Source organism: Campylobacter sp. BCW_6877 (genome assembly GCF_001762445.1).
GTDB classification, from domain to species: domain Bacteria; phylum Campylobacterota; class Campylobacteria; order Campylobacterales; family Campylobacteraceae; genus Campylobacter_D; species Campylobacter_D jejuni.
Genome location: NZ_MJWW01000011.1, coordinates 49,183 through 70,361 on the forward strand (window position 1 = coordinate 49,183; position 21,179 = coordinate 70,361).

The following is a 21,179-nucleotide window of genomic DNA, read 5'->3' on the forward strand; positions in this document are numbered from 1 at the left end:
TTAATAAAGATTTTATATTTTTTTACTCTATGGAGCGGGAAACGAGATTCGAACTCGCGACCCCAACCTTGGCAAGGTTGTGCTCTACCCCTGAGCTATTCCCGCAAAAAATAAGTGGTGCCCGAGGTCGGACTCGAACCGACACAAGGTTGCCCTTACCAGATTTTGAGTCTGGCGCGTCTACCAGTTTCACCACTCGGGCTCATTTTTAAGATTTAAAGTTGAAATTATACTTTTTTAGACTAAAAAATACTTTAAAAATAAAAAGTATTTTCAAAAAGATTATATAAAATTATGTAATTTAAATTTTTGGAACAGTTATTGCTTTTGTTTATTAGCAATGTTTGAAAAGATTTTAACTTTAATACTTTAGAGGAAAAAAATGAGAATTACAAATAAACTTAATTTCACAAATAGTGTGAATAATTCTATGGGCGGTCAAAGTGCTTTATATCAGATATCTCAACAACTTGCTTCAGGTTTAAAAATACAAAATTCATATGAAGATGCAAGCATTTATATAGATAATACGCGTCTTGAATATGAAATTAAAACATTAGAACAAGTAAAACAAGCAACAAACAGTGCAAAAGAAATGACTCAAAACAGCATGAAAGCTTTGCAAGATATGGTAAAACTTCTTGAAGATTTTAAAGTTAAAGTAACTCAAGCTGCAAGTGATGGGAACTCTCAAACTTCAAGGGAGGCTATAGCAAAAGAATTAGAACGCATAAAAGAGAGTATAGTTCAGCTTGCAAATACTAGCGTTAATGGTCAGTATCTTTTTGCAGGCTCACAAGTTGCAAATAAACCTTTTGATTCCAATGGTAATTATTATGGAGATAAAAATAATATCAATGTAGTAACTGGAGCTGGAACTGAAAGTCCTTATAATATACCTGGATGGGATTTATTTTTCAAAGCAGATGGAGACTATAAAAAACAAATTACTACTAATATCAGTTTTACAGATAATCGTTATACAGATAAAGATAAACAAGAGTATTTAAACGGGGATTCTGCTTGGAAGCAGCTTATCGGGCAAAATTATGTAAAAGATGGAAAATTAGATCCGGATATAGATTTTGAAGATAAAGACCGAAAACTTAATTTTCCACCTTCAACACTCTATGTTCAAGGAACAAAACCAGATGGAACAAGCTTTAAAAGTGCAGTTTTAGTAAAACCAGATGATAAAATAGAAGATGTATTAGAGCAAATTGGTGCACTTTATGGCAACACTGCTAATAATAAAGTTGTAGAAGTAAGCATCAATAATAGTGGTCAAATTCAAATCACAGATTTAAAACAAGGCAATAATAAATTAGACTTTCATGCCGTAGCCTATACTCCACAAATGGACAAAACAGAAAGTTTCAAAGCAATGGAAAAATTTGTTAAGGATAATGATCTTAACATGGATAATGTTACCAATGCTGTTATGCAAGAGGCTATGAAAAATGGTGATATTACCAATCCAACTAGTCCAGTTACTATTAAATTAACAGGAAAAGATGGAAAAGAGCAAGAGTTTACCTTTAGTTTAGCTCAAACTGATTTTATTAAAAGCAATATGACTGATTCAGCTGGCAACAAAGCCAATGGTGCAGATTATGATAATGTTTATTTTGAAAAAGATGGAAATACTGTTTATGGTAATGTTTCTCAAGTTATTAAAGGAAGTAATGCTTATGCAACTGATTCAACCAAACTTAGCGAGGTAATGGCAGGAAATAGTCTAAATGGTACTACTTTAAATTTAAAAGTCAATTCCAAAGGTGGAAATTCTTACGATGTTACTATAAATTTACAAACTTCAACTGTAAGCTATCCTGATCCTAATAATCCAGGTCAAACCATAAGTTTTCCTATAACCCATACTGATCCTGCAACTGGAAATAGTGGAGTTGTTACAGGATCAAATGATATTACTTATGGTCAAATCAATGATATTATAGGTATGTTTGCCGCAGATAAAATTCCAACCCAAAGCATAACAGCTACAAATGGAAAAGTTGATGCAAATGGTTATAATAGTTTACAACAACTCATGAAAGATTCTCAAGCTACTGTTGATGTAAGCATGGATTATAAAGGTCGCATTAGCGTTACCGATAAGCTATCCTCAGGAACCAACATAGGAATTTCTTTAAGTGATTCTCAAAGTGGACATTTTCCGCAACCACCTTATACTACAACTGCGCAAGTAGAGAATGGTCCAAATTTTAGTTTTAGTGCCAATAATGCTTTAGTTATAGATGAACCAAATGTTGATCTTATAAAAGATTTAGATACTATGATAGATGCGGTTTTAAGTGGTAATATGAGAGCCGATGGAAATTCGGCCGATCCAAGAAATACCGGAATGCAAGGAGCTTTAGAAAGACTCGATCATTTAGCAGATCATATCAGCAAGCTTAATACAACCATGGGAGCTTATCATAATACTATAGATGGTGTCAATACTCGAGTAAATTTCTTAAGCGTAAATGTGCAAAGCATTAAGTCAAATGTTATTGATGTAGATTATGGTGAAGCTATGATGAATTTAATGCAAGTTCAACTTGCATATCAAGCTTCTCTTAAGGCTAGTACAACAATTTCTCAACTTAGCTTATTAAATTATATGTAAAAATTTATGGTATAATTTGGCTTTGATTTTATTTTTAAGGAAAGAATATTAAAAAAGAAGCCATTTTTACCAGCTCTACACTTGTTATTTTTTATATTTGTCTTTGTATGCTAGCACCTAGCATGGGAGAATGGGTTTACAAGGCTAATTTATTTTTATTTGGAGAATTTGGGTATTATTATCCATTTTTTTTACTTGTGTTAAATTATCTTTACTATAGAAAAAATTATAAAATAGAAAATTTTAAGCGTAGAGAGCTTTTTGGTTTTTCTTTGGCCTTTTTTTCTACTTTGCTTTTATTTTCTGTCTTTTATAGAGAGTTTGGGTATATTTTAGAAATTGTATATGGATTTTTTTCTATAATCTTAGGACATACAGGGAGTGGAATTTTTGCTCTTTTACTTTTGCTATTTTCTTTGATCTTATTGTTTCCGAAATTTGCAAAAGAAATTTTAAAAATAGAATTAGATTTTACTTTTTTATTAAAAGTAGAGCAAGCTTTTAAATCTTTACTTATGCGTGTATTTGGCGGAGAAAATGAGAAAGAAGATGTAGGTAAATCAGAACCTATGGCTCCAAAATTAAATATTTTGCAAGATAGTATTTATGAGAATTTGCAAATAAATAAAAAAGAAAAAACCAATAACTTAGAACAGATAATCAAAGATTGCAATATCAATGCAAGTAAAAATTCAATTACCACAGCTAAGGAAAACTTTGAAAAACTAAAAAATCAAATTTTAGATGAAACCATAGAGATTGATACACAAAGCTTAAAAGAATCAAGAAGTTTTGTTTATGAGCATTCTCAACAAGTGCGAAATTTCGCACAAAAGGCTAGCAAAATGAGCATTAGCCTTGATGAAGATTTTAATTTTATTTCAGAAGAAGGGGTAGATATGATTCCTGAACGTTTTTTAAAACCTAAAAAACTTGAAGATATAAAGCAAATAGATACAAATAAAAATTTAGATGAGCCAAGTTATAAGCGTAAAAATATTGAAATTCCAGTTTCTAAACAGGAAGTTAAACCAAAAATTTTCACAAAAGAGCTTGAACTTAGAGAGAATTTGATAAAAAAAGAAAAACTAGAACAAGAATACAAAGCCTATCAAAATGAAATTTTAGAAAATAAAGTAAAACAAGAAATTAAAAAATTAGAAGAATATGATGCGATAAATTCAAGCGATATTATAGAAGGGAATAAATACAGTTTTAATAACTCAAAGACAATCAAAACAGAAACAGAAGAATCAAACAAAATAAATGAAAATAAAAATCCAGATAAAGCAGACAATATCTTCGAATTTACTCCTATTGTAGAAGAGTTAAATCATCCTTATATAGAACCTACTCCTATAAAAAATATAAATGAAATAGTTATAGAAGAAAAAAATACACTCGATTTTATCCAAAATACAGAAATTAAAATCGATAATGAAAAAACAAATGATCAAGAAATTAAACTTCAAAAAGCAGTTTTAGCCAAAGAAATTGCTATTAACCAAGCTTTATTGCGTGAAATAGAGCAGGGTGAGATAGAAAAACCAAAAGATTTCACCTTGCCACCATTAGATTTTTTAGCTAATCCAAAAGAGCATAGACAAGAAATCAATGAAAGTGAAATAGATAAAAAAATTTATAATCTTCTTGAAAAGTTGCGTCGTTTTAAAATAGGTGGCGATGTTATAAGCACTTATGTTGGTCCTGTTGTAACTACTTTTGAATTTCGTCCTAGCGCAGATGTAAAAGTAAGTCGTATTTTAAATTTACAAGATGATTTAACTATGGCTTTAATGGCAAAATCAATCCGTATTCAAGCTCCAATACCAGGAAAAGATGTTGTAGGCATAGAAGTCCCAAATGATGAAATTCAAACTATTTATCTAAGAGAAATTTTACAAAGCGAAGTTTTTAAAAATGCTAAAAGTCCTTTAACTATAGCTTTGGGCAAAGATATAGTAGGCAATGCTTTTGTAACCGATCTTAAAAAACTTCCGCATTTACTCATCGCAGGAACTACAGGTAGCGGTAAAAGTGTGGGGATAAATTCTATGCTTTTAAGTCTTTTATATCGTAACTCTCCTAAAACCTTGCGTTTGATGATGATAGATCCTAAGATGCTTGAATTTAGCATTTATAATGATATTCCTCATCTTTTAACTCCTGTTATCACAGATCCAAAAAAAGCGGTCAATGCGCTTTCAAATATGGTGGCTGAAATGGAAAGACGTTATCGTTTAATGGCAGATGCAAAAACCAAAAATATAGAAAATTACAATGAAAAAATGAAAGAATTAGGCGGCGAAGAGCTCCCTTTTATTGTAGTAATTATTGATGAACTTGCCGATTTGATGATGACTGCGGGTAAAGATGTAGAATTTTATATAGGAAGACTTGCACAAATGGCAAGAGCAAGTGGAATTCACTTGATTGTAGCTACACAACGACCTTCTGTTGATGTTGTAACAGGGCTGATCAAAGCGAATTTGCCAAGTAGAATTTCTTATAAAGTAGGGCAAAAAATTGACTCTAAAGTTATTTTAGATGCTATGGGTGCTGAGAGTTTACTTGGAAGAGGGGATTGTTTATTTACTCCTCCTGGAACAAGCTCTATAGTGCGTTTGCATGCGCCTTTTGCAAGCGAATTTGAAATAGAAAAAATCGTGGATTTTCTAAAGGATCAACAAAGCGTAGAATATGATGAAAGCTTTTTAAAAGATCAGCAAAGCGTGGGTGTTACAACAAATGAAAGCTTTGATGGGGAAGTAGATGAGCTTTATGAAGAAGCCAAAAGAGTGATCTTAGAAGATGGAAAAACAAGCATTTCTTATTTGCAACGCCGTTTAAAAATCGGCTATAACCGCTCTGCAAATATTATTGAACAACTTACGCAAAACGGGATTTTAAGCGAACCTGATGCCAAAGGACAAAGGGAAATCTTGTAAGATTTTTCTTGTATTTTTGATATATAAAACTGATTACAAAAGAAGAAATTTAAAAAGAAAAAGCCCCGTAAAAAGGGCTTAAAAATTATTTATCTCTAAGATTTAATTCAGTAATTAACTTACTATAAGAATTATAATCTTTTCTTTTAAGATAAGATAAAAGTCTTTTTCTTTGACCTACAAGTTTTAGAAGTCCTAGTCTTGATGAAAAGTCTTTTTTGTAGATTTTTAAATGTTCTGTAAGTTCTGCAATTCTTGCAGTTAAAAGAGCTACTTGAACTTCTGTTGAACCAGTATCACCTGGTTTTTTAGCGAATTTCGCAACTATTTCTGCTTTTTTGGCCGAATCCAAAGCCATGATAGACCTCCTGATTGGTAAAATAATAAAATTAAAGAACTGTAATTTTATCTTAAAAAGCAAAAAATAAACTGAATTTATCCTTTTTAGAAGGTTTTGTCAAAATTTAAGTCTTTTTCTAAGAATTATTTATTATAATTACAGCTATTTCTGTAGTTATAATAAGGAGAATTTGTGCTATTTACCAAAGCTAGCGAATACGCTTTACTTTCTTTAATTTATATTTCTCAAAAAGAAGCACCTCAAGATGTAGATTCTTTAGCTTTAGAGCTTGATATTCCCAAAAGTTTTTTAGCTAAAATTTTACAAACTTTAGCTAAAGATGGCTTGTTAAAATCCTTTAAAGGGGCAAAAGGTGGTTTTGCATTAATCAAAGAACCAAATCAATATACTATAAAAGAAATTGTTAATAGTGCTGAAAAAAAGGATATCAGTGTATTTGAATGCAGCGGTGGTACTTGTCCAAATAATAAAGAAAAAAATTGCACCTTAATGCCTATGTTAGTAAATTTACAAAATAAAGTAGATGAATTTTTAGATTCTATTACTTTAGAAGATATTATGAAAAATAATGGCAAAAAATAAAATAGTCGATTTAGTTTTTCCTTTTTTGGGGCCTTTAATTGCTCCTGTTTTAAAAGCTAAAAGCTTAACTATTGTTGGTTTTTTAGTTTGCATTTTAGCTATTATTATAGTTCCTTTACCAAGTCCTATTTTGGACTTTTTCTTAGCTTTAAGTATAGCTTTATCGGTATTAATTATTTTAATTTCTATTTATATACCTAAACCGACAGATTTAACAACTTTTCCAACTTTAATCTTGATTATTACTTTATTTAGACTTTCTTTAAATATAGCTACTACAAGGATGATTTTAAGCGAAGGGCAAAACGGCCCTGAAGCTGTGAGTGAGATTATAGCAGCATTTGGAGAATTTGTTGTTGGTGGAAATATGGTCATTGGTGTGATTGTATTTTGTATCTTAGTATTGATTAATTTCATGGTTGTAACAAAAGGTAGTACAAGGGTTTCTGAAGTACAAGCAAGATTTACACTTGATGCAATGCCGGGTAAACAAATGGCTATTGACGCGGATTTAAATGCAGGACTTATCGATGAACAAACCGCTAGAGCAAGACGTCAAGAAGTTATTGCTGAAGCAAACTTCTATGGTGCAATGGATGGTTCTTCTAAATTTATCAAAGGAGATGCTGTTGCAGGAATTATCATAACTATTATAAATATCATAGGTGGTTTTTTAATAGGATCTTTTCAGCACGATATGGCTTTAAGCGATGCTGCATCTACTTATACTATTTTAACCATAGGCGATGGACTTGTATCGCAAATTCCAGGGCTTATTACTTCTACTGCAACCGCTATAATTATCACTCGTGCAAGCAAAGATGAGGAAAATTTTGCAGAAGGAACTTTAACTCAACTTTTAAGTGAATATCGCACACTTTTAATAGTAGGTTTTGTACTTTTTATCTTTGCGTTAGTACCTGGTTTGCCAACTTTATCCTTGGGCTTTATGGCTTTAGTTTTTTTAAGTCTTGGCTATCTTACCAAGCAGGTTAAGGAAGGTAAAATTGATATAACCACAGTTAAAAAAAGCAAACCAAGTGCCGCAGCTGCATCTCAAAGTGGAGCAGGTGGGACAACGGCAGCACCTGCTAAGAAAAGCGAAGAGGAAATTCTCAAAGAAGAAGAGCACAAGATTAACGACATACTCAAAGTTGAAATTTTAGAACTTGAACTTGGATACGGACTTATTAAGCTTGCTGAAAACGAACTTACAGAAAGAATTCGCTCAATGAGAAGAAGTATTGCTGAAAGTTTAGGATTTTTAATGCCAAAAATAAGAATAAGAGATAATTTAAGACTTAAACCAAATGAGTATAGTTTTAAACTCAAGGGCGTGTCTATAGCAAGTGCTGAAATTTATCCGGATAAATATTTAGCCATGGATAGTGGTTTTATCACAGAAGAGATAGAAGGGATTGCTACAAAAGAACCTGCTTTTAACTCTGATGCACTTTGGATTGATGCGAATTTAAAAGATGAAGCAACATTAAATGGCTATATAGTAATAGATCCTGCAAGTGTTATTTCAACACATATGAGCGAACTTATCAAAGCACACGCAAGCGAACTTCTTACACGCCAAGAGGTGCAAAATCTTCTTGATAAGGTTAAAAATGATTATCCAATCATTGTAGAAGGTGCTTTAGGTGTTGCACCTGTAAGTCTTATTCAAAAAATTCTCAAAGACTTGCTTAAGCATCACATACCAATTAAAGATATGCTTACTATTTTAGAATCTGTAAGCGATATAGCAGAAGTAAGCAAGAGTTTTGATATGATTATTGAACATGTAAGGGCGTCTTTAGCTAGGATGATTACAAATATGTATTTAGATGATAAAGGAAATTTGGATATTTTTATCTTAGACTCTGCTAGCTCTGCAGTTTTAATGGAAAATGTACAATTTAGAGATGGAAGTTATCACTTGCCTTTAAGTGTAGCTCAAACAGGCACTTTAGTAGATACTCTAAGGGCTGAAGTTGCCGCGGTAGCAAATGGTCGTATCAAGCCTTTTATACTTTGCGTTGAACCGCAACTTAGAAAATTCATTGCTGATATTTGTTATAATTTTAGCATTAATATAGTAGTGTTAAGTTTTGCAGAAATTGCAGAAAATACAAATTTTAATACCGAGGGTATTATTAGGATAGAACTTTAAGGAATATAATGAAAATTTATCATCTTTCGCACACAGATCTTGATGGTTATGCTTGTCAATTTGTAGTAAATTTTTATTTTAAAAATGTGAAATTTTATAATTCTAATTATGGTAAAGAAATTAATGAAAATTTTAACTCTATTATAGGCGATATAGAAAAAGATGAAAATTTCGGAAAAGCTATTATTCTAATAACAGATTTAAATTTAAATTTAAATCAATGCGAAGAATTTGAAAAAATTTGTAAAGAGAAAAATATTAAAATTTTTCTTCTTGATCATCATCAGAGTGGTGAAGAATGCGCTCAAAAATATTCTTGGTATTTACTTGATTCTAAAAGATGTGCAACTAAAATCGTTTATGATTTTTTCTCTAAAATCTGCACCCCAGTTTTAAAACTTTCAAAATTTGTTGATGTAGTTAATGCTGTTGATATTTGGCTAAGCGAGGATGAAAATTTTGAACTTGGAAAGGTTTTTTTAGGCTTGATTGCCAATGCAAAAGAAATAAATCGCGTGATGTTTAAAGAATCTCAAATCGATTATATGTTTTTCTTGCTTGATAAGGCTTGGAAATTTATAGGAAAAGAAAATGCGAATATTTTACTCGATAATGCTACTCATTTTATAAAAAAGGATTATTTTGCCAGAAAAAATGATGATACTCTTTCTAATTTAATTTCTTATTTTGTAGTTGAAAAACTAAGTGAGCTAAAAGAAAATTTCAGTATAGAATATGAAGGCCATAAAGGCATCTTAACTTCAAATATAGGCAATACTTCTGTTATTGGAAATGATTTTTTAGTAAAAAATCCTGATTATGACTTTTTTATTGATGTTAGTTCTAGAAAAACCTTAAGTTTTCGTGCAAATGGAAAAATAGATGTAAGTTTAATGGCTAAAAATTTAGTAGGTGGTGGTGGACATAAAAATGCTAGTGGTGGACTTTTTGCGACATTTAAAGATGGAGCAAATTATAATCATATTAAGGCTCAAATTATTGATTTAATTAAAAGCAAAAAACTTAAAAAGGAAAACAATGAATCAAAACAATAATAAAACCTTAAAAAATGAACTAGAAGATTTACAATATGAGCTTAGCATAGTTTTAGAAGCTATGCTTTTATACGCTGGAGTTAAAAGAGAAAAATTAGAAAATGCAATAGAAGCTTATATTGATAATATAGATAATGTGCTCGAAAATTCCAACAAAGAAGGGGTTGATGAAATTTTAGAAGTGGTGGAATTTCTAAAAAATAAATACAAAGATTTTTTTCAATGAAAAAGTGTATTTTAATTTTTTTTAGTTTATATTCTTTAAGTTTTGCTAATATTTACGAAAAATTAAATGATTTTGCTTATGAAAAAAAACCGAACAAAGATTTTAAGATTCAAGAAGTTAAATTAGTACAATTTTCACAAGAAAATAAAGATTGCCTTGAGCTTTTAATAGAAGCTGGTCAAGTTAGAATTTTAAATAGCTATAACTCTTGTCAAAAATTATCTAAAGATGAAAGTTTTCAAAAATTTCTTAATGAAGATTTTTTAAAACTTTATAAAAATAATGGATACTTGATTAATGAAAATTTACAAAATTTGAAAAATACCATGCAGGATATTATGATATATTATAAACTCCGATATTCTTTTAGTAAAGATATAAAAGATATGAGTAAAAATAAGAATTTGGATGTTTTAAATATAGATGAAAAAGATGGTGGTACTTTGCTTTATAAAATCAACAATCAAGCTTGCGTTGGAATAGAACTTACAAGACATGACTCAAGAATGGCTATGAAAATATACGGAATAGAAAATTTGGATAAAGAGTGCAAACTATTTATCCAATCGCCTTCTTTTAAAGATCTTTCTTGCACAAAAAAAGATTTTAAGTGGTATTATTTAGAATAAATAAATGCTTTAATTTTTAAATAAAAATTTTTAAAAATCGCACTTAAAGTAAAAGTATCTTGCCTTCCAAGATTTTGAAAAACGCAGTTATCTAAGTCTTTTTTTTCTTGAATGCTTAAATTTTTCATTAAACCAACCTCTAAAAATATTGCAAACTTCAATTTTATCAAAAAAACTTTATTTTTATTTTAAAGTTTTAATTATAAGGCAAATAAATATTGTTTTAAGAATTTGAAGTTTTTTATTGAAATATTATTAACTTTTATTGACTTTTTTGAAGCAAAGTTATATACTGAATTCGAATTAGACAAATTTAAGGAGGAAAAATGATGAATAAATTTTCTATAGTTTTAACTTTGTTGTTATGTGGAAGTTGTGCTTTAGCCTTAGATCCAAATTTGGAAAAAACTAAGAGTGCAACAGGTATTGATCTACCTACTGCCAAATGGAATTTACCTAAGGCTTTAAATGAAGATGGTACCATAGATGAAACTAAAATGCCAAAAAATTCAGAATATAGCAAAATGGTTATTTTGGGAAATAAAATTCTTAATGAAACAAGCAAATATGTAGGTCCACAGGCCAAAGATCCTAAAAAAAGATTTGCGGGAAATAATCTTTCTTGTTCAAGTTGCCATGCTAATGGTGGAAGTGTACAAAATCAATCAGGTTTTGTAGGAATTTGGGCAAGATTTCCACAATATAATGCCAGAGGAGATAAAGTAATTACCTTAGCAGATAGGATCAATGGCTGTTTTGAACGCTCTATGAATGGCAAAAGAATGCCTAGTGATGCGCCTGAAATGAAAGCCATGCTAACTTATATGCAATGGTTATCTCAAGGAGTTCCAGTAGGAGCTAAGATAGAAGGGCAGGGGCTTAAGAAGATAGATTTCATCTCGAGAGCAGCTGATCCTAAAAAAGGTAAAGCAATTTATATGGATAAATGTGCCGTTTGTCATCAAGAAAATGGATTAGGGCTTAAAAATGAGGATAGCGCAGGCGCGTATTATCTTTATCCACCACTTTGGGGCAATGATAGTTATAATACAGGAGCTGGAATGTATCGTCTTATCAAAGCTGCTTCTTATATTAAAGAAAATATGCCTCAAGGTGCGCCTGACTTAAGTCTTGAAGATGCTTATGATGTAGCAGCTTACATGAATTCACAAGCCCGTCCTATTAAAGCAAATAGAGATAAAGACTTTCCAGATAGAAAGGTTAAGCCTTTGGATATGGATGTAGGACCTTATGATGATAGCTTTTCTACAACCCAACATCGCTATGGACCTTATACAAATATGATCAAAAAATAATTTTAAGGCAATTTTTATTGCCTTAAAAAATTTATTATTTCATATTACTTAATTTTTTAACTAGATCTTCTAAATCTTGCATCGAATTGATTGCACTTGGGTTAATTTGATATTTTCCATTAACAACAAAAGCAGGGGTGCCATAGGTTTTAGCTATATCATTAGCTCTTTGAAACTCGCTTAAAATTTCTTTAGCTTTTGGGGTATTTAAAAAATTTAATACTTCATTTTTATTTACATTCATAGCCTTTAAACCTATGTCGTAAAATTCATCTAAATTCGAAAAATTTCTTTGCTTGTTTAAAAAATAAGAAACAAAATAAACATCAGCAAGTTTATGAGATAAACTATCAGAATAACTCGCGTCTTTACCATTTTGCTCATCTTTGTATTGAGCAAAGGCAAAAAGATCATTCATTTCTTTGGAAAAATCTCCATTCATTAAACTTACAGGATAGAGTTTAAAATGTAAATTTGGAAAAGCTTCTCTTAGTTTTTCAAGGGTTCCAAATTTATGATGATTATAACAATGTATACATTTATAAGAAAATGCTTCTATTACACTATTTTCGGAGTTGGGTAAATTTGGATTAAGAGTAATAAAACTATTATTTGCTAACGCAAAACTTGAGCAAAATACAAGCGCTAAAACAAATTTGCAAAAAAAATTACGCATACTATATCCTTGATTAAATAAAATTTTCAGAGATAATTTTATTTAAAAAAAATAAATAAGCCCAAATTTATTTTTGGGCTTATTGTTTTATTTTTTAGGATTGAATGCTTGATCAACGCTAAAAGGCATTGCTTGATAACCCGTGCCTGAACCGCTAAATTGAATTTGAACCGAAGGCTCCTTAGCGCCCCAGTTAAATTCATCAATTTCAGGTTTTGGTTCCCCAAGAATTACGCCTTTGTAAGATCAAAAGCCATTCCAGCTGTTGCGCTATAAACCATAATAGAATCTTTGTCTGGCTCATATTGAATTAGAGAAGTTACAGGAGAAAACCATTCATTTCCACGATTTTTACCATATTCCCACAAATTTGTTCCACAGTTTTATTTTGCTGATCGATTTTATAAATTACAGCACGAGAATATTTTTGACTCGCAAATGCAGGTTGCTCAGCTTCTCTTGCATCACCATTATCAAAAAAACTTATATAGATATAACGCTTGTTTGATTTGCTATCAATTCTCCAGCCTGTATGCTGCGTCCAAGTGAAATCAAATCCACCATTTTCATTTTCATAACCTGGGCATTTGCTATAATCATCATCGCAAACAATTTTTTTGCCATTTTTATCTACAGGTTACAAATAACCATTATCCATGATAATAACAGTTAAAGGAGCAATCCATCAAAAGTGCCATGCAAAGAGTTTTGCTAAGTCTCATGATAAATCCCTTAAAATTATTTAAGCCATCCTAAAATATTTAATAATACGCAACAAAAATAATTTATTGCGTATTTTAAGAGCATCTTAAAACGACTTGATTTAAATGATTTAAACTAGCTATATTTTGATTTGGATTTTTTGATTCGCCTATAAATTTAAGCACCAAAACCAAAATAACAATCACCAATGCAAAAATTTTAACATTAGGTTTATTTTTATCTAAAACATAGGCTATAAACATTGTAAAAAGCACAATAAAGCAACATAAAAATGCTATAAGACAGGAAATTGCCATATTCATAAACTTTAAACTAGGTATCAAATACCAACCATTACTATAAAACCCATTTTCAAAATCAGGTGGAGTTCCTATAAAAAATTTTTGAAAAGTATTAAGATGATTATAAGCATTCTCTGGAACTACTGGGATATCCATCCCACATTCTCCTGCTGGCAAAAACCAACTAGGAGCCCATTCATGTAAAGGTAAATTAAATGGATAAATAGGAATTTCACGACATCCATCTACACCTGCAAAAGGATTTTCAGAATGAACCACTTCATGGATATGATTTAAAGTTATACAATGCTCCAAGCCAAGCCAAATTCCATAAAAAGCTAAGCTATAAGAAAAAATTTTTATAATATTATTTGTAGGATTGATTAGTGCAATCATACCACCTATAGCCATAACAAGCATATCGAATCTTATATATACACATTGTTCGCAAGGTTCCATAAAAAGATATTCTTGAAATAAAAAATGTGCTATACAGGTAAGTCCTATAGTAACTATGATCAAAATCAACCAAGGTTTACGTGTATCTTGCCATTTGGAAATATTAATTACAAAATTATTTCTCATTAGTCTTTTGCCTATTTCATTAGTATTAAATTTCTAAAGCAAATTTTAACCAAAAAAATATTAATCAAGAATAGGGGATTAAAAAATTGAATGCACAAGTTATCATTTTTATATATATTTTGATAATAATATAAAATAATTTAATTTTTAAATATTCTTTATAGTTTTCAAGAAAAGTAAAATATAATTTTAATTTACAAAATAAAATTATCAATTTTTTACATTATATTTTGTGGATAAGTTTATTTCACTCAAAAGGTAAAATCATAAAAGTATGTAAAAATAGTAGCTTAATCTATATCAAAGTAGAATAATCTAGGTATATATAAAAAAGTTTGAAAATTACAGTTTTCAATACAAAATTATAAATTTTACATATTTTTACCTTTTATCATATCTTTTTATGATTGATATAAGATTTATTTAATAAAAATATTTCAATCTTTTTGGCTTGCATATAAAAACAAACTTTTTCCTAAAAAAGCTTTTTTTTACTAAGTTAATACTAAAATACCTTTTCTAGTTAAAAAGCTAAAATTTTAGATTTAGGAAAAGTTTTTATGAAATACCCTTTGGATTGTGAAGAAAATTTTGAAAAATCATTCTTATTTTGGCTAGCAAAATATGTAAAATTTAAACTCAACTCGCTATCTAACAAAGAATTAAAAAATCCACAAGCTTTAGCAGAAGTTAATTTTGCTCTTACAAAAGGTGTAAAAAATATTGATGAACTTGATGCTCTAGCAAAAAAAGCAAGAAATGCTGGTTTAAGTGGAGTTAATACTTATTTTAATCCTTTAAAAAAAGTATTTGAATATTTAAATTTTTATAAGCTTTACTCTTTAAAACAGATTGATGAAGAACTCATTGTAGAAGTTTTAGCAAGTATAACAGGTGCTTTATCAGATGCAAGTAAAAAAAATTACCGTATTGCTGTGATTAATTTTTTTGATTTTTTAGACAAGCAAAACGAAGAAGATGAAAAAGCACATATTTTCGATATCAATCTTAAAAACTGGGCAGGTATAGCAGGTTCTAAAGGGGTAAAATTACCTGAATTTATGAGTGAAGAAGAGCTTAAAAAATTTCTTGATGCTATTGAAAATGCAGATTTTAAAAACAATACCATACGCAATAAACTTATTATTAAAATCATCATTTTTACAGGCATACGGGTAAGCGAAGCTATCAATATCAAAATGGGTGATATTAGCGAAGAAAACGATCTTTATATCATAAGAATAAGAGCTAAAGGCAATAAATATCGTGTTGTAATGATAAAAAAAGAACTTATTTACGATTTGCTTAAAAATGTAAGTATTAATTATATGAGCAAAGACGCCCTACTTTTTGTCAATAAAAAAGGCACTCCACTGACTCAATCTTATGTCAGTCGCATAGTAGAACAGCTTTTATTTCGTGCAGGGATTCGCAAGCAAAAAAATGGTGCTCACATGTTGCGTCATACTTTTGCCACCTTGCTTTATAAAAAGCAAAAAGATTTAGTTTTAGTTCAAGAAGCTTTAGGACATGCAAGTTTAAACACCTCAAGAATTTACACTCATTTTGATAATGATAAATTAAAACTTGCCGCACAAGTTGCAAAGGAATTAAGTGACTCTTGAAGACTACGCTGTTTTTGGTAAATATTTTTACCATGATTTAAAACACATTTTAAAAGCCTTTAATCACAAAGAAAGTAAAAAATGCTTTAAATTTATAGAAAAATATAAAAATGATTTTTATATTTTAATGCTTGCTGATTATGAGCTATATAGATATTTTCAAGATAAAAATTTCACAAGCAAAAAAGCTTATTTGTCGGTATTTGCTTTTAAAAAAAGAAAAAAATTTCAAAAAGAAGATATTGATGAAGAAAAATTTATTCCTGAATTTATAAATTTTTTAGATCAAGATAATTACAAAGAAAATTTCATCAAGGTTAAAGAGGCAATCTCCAAAGGAAGAGTTTATCAAATCAACCTCACTCAAAATTTTAAATTTCATAGCAAAATGGATTCTTTTGAACTTTTTAAACTTTTGCTTTCTAGACAAGATACTGAATTTAAAGCTTTTATAAAAGATGGAGCAAGAGAAATTTTGTCCTTCTCTCCTGAACTTTTCTTCAAGACCAAAAAAAGAAAAATATTTACAAAACCTATGAAAGGCACAATTAAGCGTGATAAAGATCCTATAAAAGATGAAGAAAATAAAATTTTCTTGCAAAATGATACAAAAAATCTAAGTGAAAATGTTATGATTTGTGATCTTTTGCGCAATGATCTTTCAAAAATCATCACAAAAAAAAGCTTAAAAACCAAACTTTTTGAAATTCAAAGTCACCCTACTTTACATCAAATGACTTCAAGTGTACAAGGAAAACTTAAAAAAAATATTTCTTTATATCAAATTTTTAAAGCTCTCTTTCCTTGCGGTTCTATTACAGGTGCTCCAAAGCTTGAAAGTATTAAATTTATTGAAGAATTAGAACAAAGAGATCGTGGTATTTACTGCGGAACCATAGGTTTAATACATAGAAATAAAAATAAATTTAGCGTAGCCATACGCACCTTAGAAAAACAAGATGAAATTTATACTTATAGTACGGGTAGTGGCTTGGTTTGGGACTCAAATTTCAAAGATGAATTTGAAGAATTAAAACTTAAAAGCGCGATCTTAAATCCTTGTGATTTTCATCTTTTTGAAACCATGTATTTTAAAAATTCTCAAATTTTATTTTTAAAAGAACATTTATTAAGGCTTATAAATTCAGCTCTTAAATTTAATTTTAATACTCACAAGCTCTTTAAAGATTTTTATAATATTTTAAATCAAAAAAGTTCTTATAAAGAATATCAAAATTTTACACTTTTTAAACTCGATGAAAAAATTTTTCACAAAAAACACTCTTTATTTTATCATTTTCCCCTACCCTTTAAAAATCCACACAAAGGAGGAATTTTAAAACTGATTTTATATAAAGACGGAAGATATGAATTCCAACAAAGCGCCTTAAAACAAAATTCAAACGATATTTTGCTTTTAAGTGATGATAAAATTAACTCAAAAAGTGACAATCCCTATCACAAAAGCTCTTTGCGTACTTTTTATAATCAACACTCATACAAATGGCATCAAAACTTGTGTTACGACATAGCTTTTTTTAACGAAAAAGATGAACTTTGTGAAGGCTCAAGAACCAATCTCATTTTAGAAAAAAACGCTCAATTTCATACTCCACAAATTCAAAGCGGTATGTTAAATGGCGTATATAGAAATTTCTTAATCAATCTTGGTTTGATAAAAGAAAAAGCATTATTTAAACAAGATTTATTTGAAGCAGAAAATATTTATTGCATTAATTCCGTGCGTGGTTTAAAAAAGGTAAAATTACAATGAAGAAAATTTTATTTATAGATAATTATGATTCTTTTAGTTATACCATCATCTATTATCTTAAAGAACTTGGCTTTGAATGTAAAGTGATAAAAAATGATGCCTTTAAAAAAGCTAAAGAATTAGAAAAATTTGATTTCACTCATCTTATCATCTCTCCTGGCCCTCATTCTCCCAAGGAATCTAAATTAAGCTTAAAAGCAATCAAATATTTTAAAAAAAATAAAAAAATTTTAGGTATATGTTTAGGACATCAGTGTATAGCTGAAGTTTTTGGCGGCAGGGTTTCTAAAATACAAAATCCCATGCATGGTAAAATTTCTAAACTTTATTTTAAAAAAGATCCTATTTTTAAGGGTATTAAAAAAGAAATTGAAATTTGCTTATATCATTCTTTGTATATTAGTTCTATGCCTAAAAAATGCAAAATTTTAGCTCATAATTCAGAAAATATTATTATGGCAATTAAACATAAAAAATATCCTATTTATGGATTGCAATTTCACCCCGAAGCGGTTTTAACTCAAAAAGGTAAAAAAATACTTAAAAACTTTATGAAGCTTTAGTCTTTTTTGCATTTAAAATATAAATATGAAAATCTAAAATAAAATATCCTTAAAATAATTATCATTAATATAAATTTATAAATAAAAAAACCGATAACAATATAAATTAATTTAAAAAGATTTAAGATGAAAATAGATACTTTGACAAAAAATTTTAGCAATTATCAAACACAAATAAACAAAGACAATGATTTGGTAAGTAATGTTCATAGTGACAATGTGGTTAAAATTCAAATTTCAGATGAAGCAAGAAGTTTAAGTCAAACAAATTCAAAAAATGAAAAAGAATATGAAATCAAAGTAAGTCAAGAAAAAATAGAAAACCACAAAGACCAAAATTCCATCCAAAGTAGCAAAGGTGGCGTAAATCCCGCATTAGAGGCTTTAATAGCAAAATTAGCTGAAATTTTAGCTAAAATTGCAGAACTTACTCAAAAAATGACAAACGCTAACGAACAAATGAAAACGACATTTCAAAAACAAATTGATGTGCTAAAATCTCAAGCAGATGTAATTCAAGCTCAAATTCAAGAACTCCAAAGCCAACAAGCTTGATTATATTTTTTCAAAAGTTTAAGAATGCTATAATGATGCATTTTTAAACTTTTTCAAGGAAAAATATGACTTATCTAGAAATCGAAGGCACAAATCATCTAAGCGGAAATGTTACAATAAGCGGAGCAAAAAATGCCGCCCTACCCTTGATTGTTTCAAGCATACTTGCCAAAAATGAAGTAAAAATCAACAATGTTCCTAATGTTGCTGATATAAAAACTCTTATATCTTTGCTAGAAAATTTAGGAGCTAAGGTTAATTTTCAAAACAATAGTGCTTTTTTAAACACAAACACTCTTAATCAAACCATAGCCAAATATGACATTGTGCGTAAAATGCGTGCTTCCATACTTACTCTAGGGCCTTTACTTGCTCGTTTTGGACATTGTGAAGTATCTTTACCTGGAGGATGCGCTATAGGACAAAGACCTATTGATTTACATCTTTTAGCCTTGGAAAAAATGGGGGCAAATATACAAATCAAACAAGGCTATGTCGTAGCTAGTGGAAATTTAAAAGGCAATGAAATTCTTTTTGATAAAATCACGGTTACAGGTAGTGAAAACATCATCATGGCAGCAGCTTTAGCTAAAGGTAAAACCAAGCTCTTAAATGTTGCAAAAGAACCCGAAGTAGTTCAACTTTGCGAAGTTTTAAAAGACGCAGGACTTGAAATCAAAGGCATAGGTACAGATGAGCTTGAAATTTATGGTAGCGATGGGGAACTTTTAGAATTTAAAGAATTTAGCGTTATACCTGATAGAATTGAAGCAGGAACTTATCTTTGTGCAGGGGCTATTACAAATTCTAAAATTACTTTAGATAAAGTTAACGCCACTCATCTTAGTGCAGTTTTAGCAAAACTTCATCAAATGGGTTTTGAAACTTTGATTGCAGAAGATAGTATCACCCTACTTCCTGCTAAAGAAATTAAACCTGTAGAAATCATGACAAGTGAATATCCAGGCTTTCCAACCGATATGCAAGCGCAGTTTATGGCATTAGCCTTAAAAGCTAATGGAACTAGTATTATCGATGAAAGACTATTTGAAAATCGTTTCATGCATGTAAGTGAACTTTTAAGAATGGGCGCAGATATTAAACTCAATGGTCATATTGCTACTATAGTAGGCGGAAAAGAACTTAACGCTGCTGATGTCATGGCTACAGATTTGCGTGCTTCCTCAGCCCTTATCTTAGCAGCTCTTGCAGCCAAAGGCGCAAGCAAAGTCCATAGAATTTACCATCTTGATAGGGGTTATGAAAATTTGGAAGAAAAATTTAAAGGTTTAGGTGTAAAAATCACAAGGCTTGAAGAATGAAAAATATCTTTGAAACCTTAAAAGACTTAGAAGATCAAATTTCATGCTTAGATGAAAGTGAGCTTATTAGCCTTGAAAAAGCAAAAGATAGAATTTTAGCTAAAGATTTATACGCTAGAAAAAATCTACCCAGTTTTGACAATGCTGCTCTTGATGGCTATGCTTTTAATTATGCTGATATCAATGAGGCTTTGGAGATTAAAGGGACTATTTTTGCAGGAGATAAAAATTTTTATACAGTTGCTAAAAATGAATGCTATAAAATCATGACAGGGGCTAAAATGCCCAAAAATGCTGATACTATCTTAATGTTAGAAGATGAGTATATAGAAGAAAATAAACTCATCATTAAAAAAGCCCCTAAACAATACAATGCCTATCGCTATAAAGGCGAAGAATTAAAAAAAGGTGAAATTTTACTTCAAAAAGGCACCAAACTTAATGATAAACATATCGCCCTGCTTGCTTCTCAAGGGCTTTATAAAATAGAAGTCATAAGAAAAATTCGCATAGGTATTTTTTCAAGTGGAAATGAGCTAAAAGAACCTTGGCAAGAATGTGATGAAGAAAGTATTTATAATGCCAATGCTTTGCCTTTACTAACCATGCTTCAAAATGCTTCTTATTTAGGTATTATCAAAGATAATTTTAAAAGCACTAAAGAGGCTTTAGAAAATACAAATTTTGATCTTTTAATCACTTCAGGGGGTGCAAGCGTTGGCGAGGCTGATTTTATGGAAAAAGCTTTAGATGAATTAGGCTTTACTCCGCTTTTTAAAGGTTTAAAAGCACGCCCTGCAAGGCCTACTAAGCTTTATCAAAAGGGTAAAAATTTCGTATTGATTTTACCAGGAAATCCTATGGCAGCTTATCTTTCTTGTTTTATTTTTGCTAAAAAAATCATTGATTTATTAAGTGGAAACCTAGATAATCCTTTAACATTTTACGCCAAAATGGGTATGGATTTAAAGCTTAAAAGTGGAAGAAATAATCTCATCTTAGGAAATTTAGAAAAAGATATTTTTACACCATTTAATGAAAACAAATTTGGCTCTGGTATGATACTTCCACTTATTAAAAGTGAGTTTTTACTTATAAGCGAAGAAAATACAAGCGAATTAAAAAAAGGTGATGAAATCACGCTTTTAAAAATATAATGTTTGTG

Annotated in this window: 18 protein-coding genes, 2 tRNA genes and 1 pseudogene; 14 read left to right on the forward strand and 7 right to left on the reverse strand. The window is 29.8% G+C overall.

Annotated features, from left to right (window positions below):
- Positions 1–30: 30 nt before the first annotated feature.
- Positions 31–105: transfer RNA gene (locus AJ936_RS00785), tRNA-Gly, on the reverse strand.
- 10 nt (positions 106–115) lie between these two features.
- Positions 116–202 (reverse strand) — tRNA-Leu (locus AJ936_RS00790).
- Positions 203–382: 180 nt separating this feature from the next.
- On the opposite strand from AJ936_RS00790, the gene flgL reads away from it, so the two are divergent.
- Together flgL and AJ936_RS00800 are read left to right on the forward strand one after the other, a co-directional pair.
- Positions 383–2,632 (forward strand): flagellar hook-associated protein FlgL, encoded by a 2,250-nt coding sequence (gene flgL / locus AJ936_RS00795; RefSeq protein ID WP_044779240.1) that lies wholly within the window; start codon positions 383–385, stop codon positions 2,630–2,632.
- Between the two features lie 107 nt (positions 2,633–2,739).
- Positions 2,740–5,580, forward strand: a complete 2,841-nt coding sequence (locus tag AJ936_RS00800) for a DNA translocase FtsK (protein WP_070273949.1) — start codon at positions 2,740–2,742, stop codon at positions 5,578–5,580.
- Positions 5,581–5,665: 85 nt separating this feature from the next.
- Here the strand turns inward: AJ936_RS00800 and rpsO are convergent, their stop codons facing one another.
- Positions 5,666–5,938: a 30S ribosomal protein S15 gene (rpsO, locus tag AJ936_RS00805; RefSeq protein ID WP_002852579.1), complete on the reverse strand. Its 273-nt coding sequence runs from the start codon at positions 5,936–5,938 to the stop codon at positions 5,666–5,668.
- Positions 5,939–6,112: 174 nt separating this feature from the next.
- Here rpsO and AJ936_RS00810 point away from each other — a divergent pair, with 174 nt between their 5' ends.
- The 5 genes from AJ936_RS00810 to AJ936_RS00830 are packed head-to-tail and all read left to right on the forward strand — an operon-like array spanning position 6,113 to position 10,594.
- Positions 6,113–6,523, forward strand: a complete 411-nt coding sequence (locus AJ936_RS00810) for an RrF2 family transcriptional regulator (RefSeq protein WP_044780498.1) — start codon at positions 6,113–6,115, stop codon at positions 6,521–6,523.
- On the forward strand, positions 6,510–8,684 hold the full coding sequence (flhA, locus tag AJ936_RS00815) for a flagellar biosynthesis protein FlhA (protein ID WP_002852599.1): 2,175 nt from the start codon (positions 6,510–6,512) through the stop codon (positions 8,682–8,684). The genes AJ936_RS00810 and flhA overlap by 14 nt, the downstream gene beginning before the upstream one ends.
- Before the next feature lie 8 nt (positions 8,685–8,692).
- Positions 8,693–9,739, forward strand: a complete 1,047-nt coding sequence (locus AJ936_RS00820; protein WP_070210076.1) for a DHH family phosphoesterase — start codon at positions 8,693–8,695, stop codon at positions 9,737–9,739.
- Positions 9,723–9,965 carry a hypothetical protein gene (locus AJ936_RS00825; RefSeq protein WP_002852415.1) on the forward strand — a complete coding sequence of 81 codons (243 nt, stop codon included), beginning with the start codon at positions 9,723–9,725 and terminating at the stop codon, positions 9,963–9,965. The genes AJ936_RS00820 and AJ936_RS00825 overlap by 17 nt, the downstream gene beginning before the upstream one ends.
- Positions 9,962–10,594: a hypothetical protein gene (locus tag AJ936_RS00830; protein ID WP_070210077.1), complete on the forward strand. Its 633-nt coding sequence runs from the start codon at positions 9,962–9,964 to the stop codon at positions 10,592–10,594. The genes AJ936_RS00825 and AJ936_RS00830 overlap by 4 nt, the downstream gene beginning before the upstream one ends.
- Here AJ936_RS00830 and AJ936_RS10170 read toward each other — a convergent pair.
- Positions 10,582–10,722, reverse strand: coding sequence for a hypothetical protein (locus tag AJ936_RS10170; RefSeq protein ID WP_002861506.1), 141 nt, complete (start codon positions 10,720–10,722; stop codon positions 10,582–10,584). The two genes, AJ936_RS00830 and AJ936_RS10170, sit on opposite strands and share 13 nt — an antisense overlap.
- Positions 10,723–10,923: 201 nt before the next feature.
- On the opposite strand from AJ936_RS10170, the gene AJ936_RS00840 reads away from it, so the two are divergent.
- Complete coding sequence (locus tag AJ936_RS00840) at positions 10,924–11,910, forward strand: c-type cytochrome (RefSeq protein ID WP_044779283.1); 987 nt, start codon at positions 10,924–10,926, stop codon at positions 11,908–11,910.
- A gap of 34 nt (positions 11,911–11,944) precedes the next feature.
- Here AJ936_RS00840 and AJ936_RS00845 read toward each other — a convergent pair whose 3' ends face one another.
- The 3 genes and pseudogenes from AJ936_RS00845 to dsbI form a co-directional block, all read right to left on the reverse strand.
- On the reverse strand, positions 11,945–12,586 hold the full coding sequence (locus tag AJ936_RS00845) for a thiol:disulfide interchange protein DsbA/DsbL (protein ID WP_044779244.1): 642 nt from the start codon (positions 12,584–12,586) through the stop codon (positions 11,945–11,947).
- An 87-nt stretch (positions 12,587–12,673) separates the two neighbouring features.
- Positions 12,674–13,223: pseudogene (locus AJ936_RS09855) on the reverse strand (aryl-sulfate sulfotransferase); the annotation flags it as partial.
- A 160-nt stretch (positions 13,224–13,383) separates the two neighbouring features.
- Entirely contained in the window at positions 13,384–14,175 is a 792-nt protein-coding gene (dsbI, locus tag AJ936_RS00850) for a protein-disulfide oxidoreductase DsbI (protein WP_070210078.1), read from the reverse strand.
- Between the two features lie 560 nt (positions 14,176–14,735).
- Here dsbI and AJ936_RS00855 point away from each other — a divergent pair.
- From AJ936_RS00855 to AJ936_RS00880, 6 genes are all read left to right on the forward strand, one after another.
- Entirely contained in the window at positions 14,736–15,800 is a 1,065-nt protein-coding gene (locus AJ936_RS00855; protein WP_002860519.1) for a tyrosine-type recombinase/integrase, read from the forward strand.
- The gene (locus AJ936_RS00860) at positions 15,790–17,574 is read left to right on the forward strand and encodes a bifunctional chorismate-binding protein/class IV aminotransferase (RefSeq protein ID WP_070273950.1); all 1,785 of its coding nucleotides are present in this window, start codon (positions 15,790–15,792) and stop codon (positions 17,572–17,574) included. Before AJ936_RS00855 ends, AJ936_RS00860 begins: the two co-directional genes overlap by 11 nt.
- Entirely contained in the window at positions 17,571–18,137 is a 567-nt protein-coding gene (locus tag AJ936_RS00865) for an aminodeoxychorismate/anthranilate synthase component II (protein ID WP_070273951.1), read from the forward strand. The genes AJ936_RS00860 and AJ936_RS00865 overlap by 4 nt, the downstream gene beginning before the upstream one ends.
- 126 nt (positions 18,138–18,263) lie before the next feature.
- Positions 18,264–18,692: a flagellum-secreted nonflagellar protein FspA2 gene (fspA2, locus tag AJ936_RS00870; protein WP_070233343.1), complete on the forward strand. Its 429-nt coding sequence runs from the start codon at positions 18,264–18,266 to the stop codon at positions 18,690–18,692.
- Positions 18,693–18,757: 65 nt separating this feature from the next.
- Positions 18,758–20,014 (forward strand): UDP-N-acetylglucosamine 1-carboxyvinyltransferase, encoded by a 1,257-nt coding sequence (murA, locus tag AJ936_RS00875; RefSeq protein WP_044780758.1) that lies wholly within the window; start codon positions 18,758–18,760, stop codon positions 20,012–20,014.
- Positions 20,011–21,171: a molybdopterin molybdotransferase MoeA gene (locus tag AJ936_RS00880; protein WP_070252950.1), complete on the forward strand. Its 1,161-nt coding sequence runs from the start codon at positions 20,011–20,013 to the stop codon at positions 21,169–21,171. Before murA ends, AJ936_RS00880 begins: the two co-directional genes overlap by 4 nt.
- Positions 21,172–21,179: the final 8 nt, after the last annotated feature.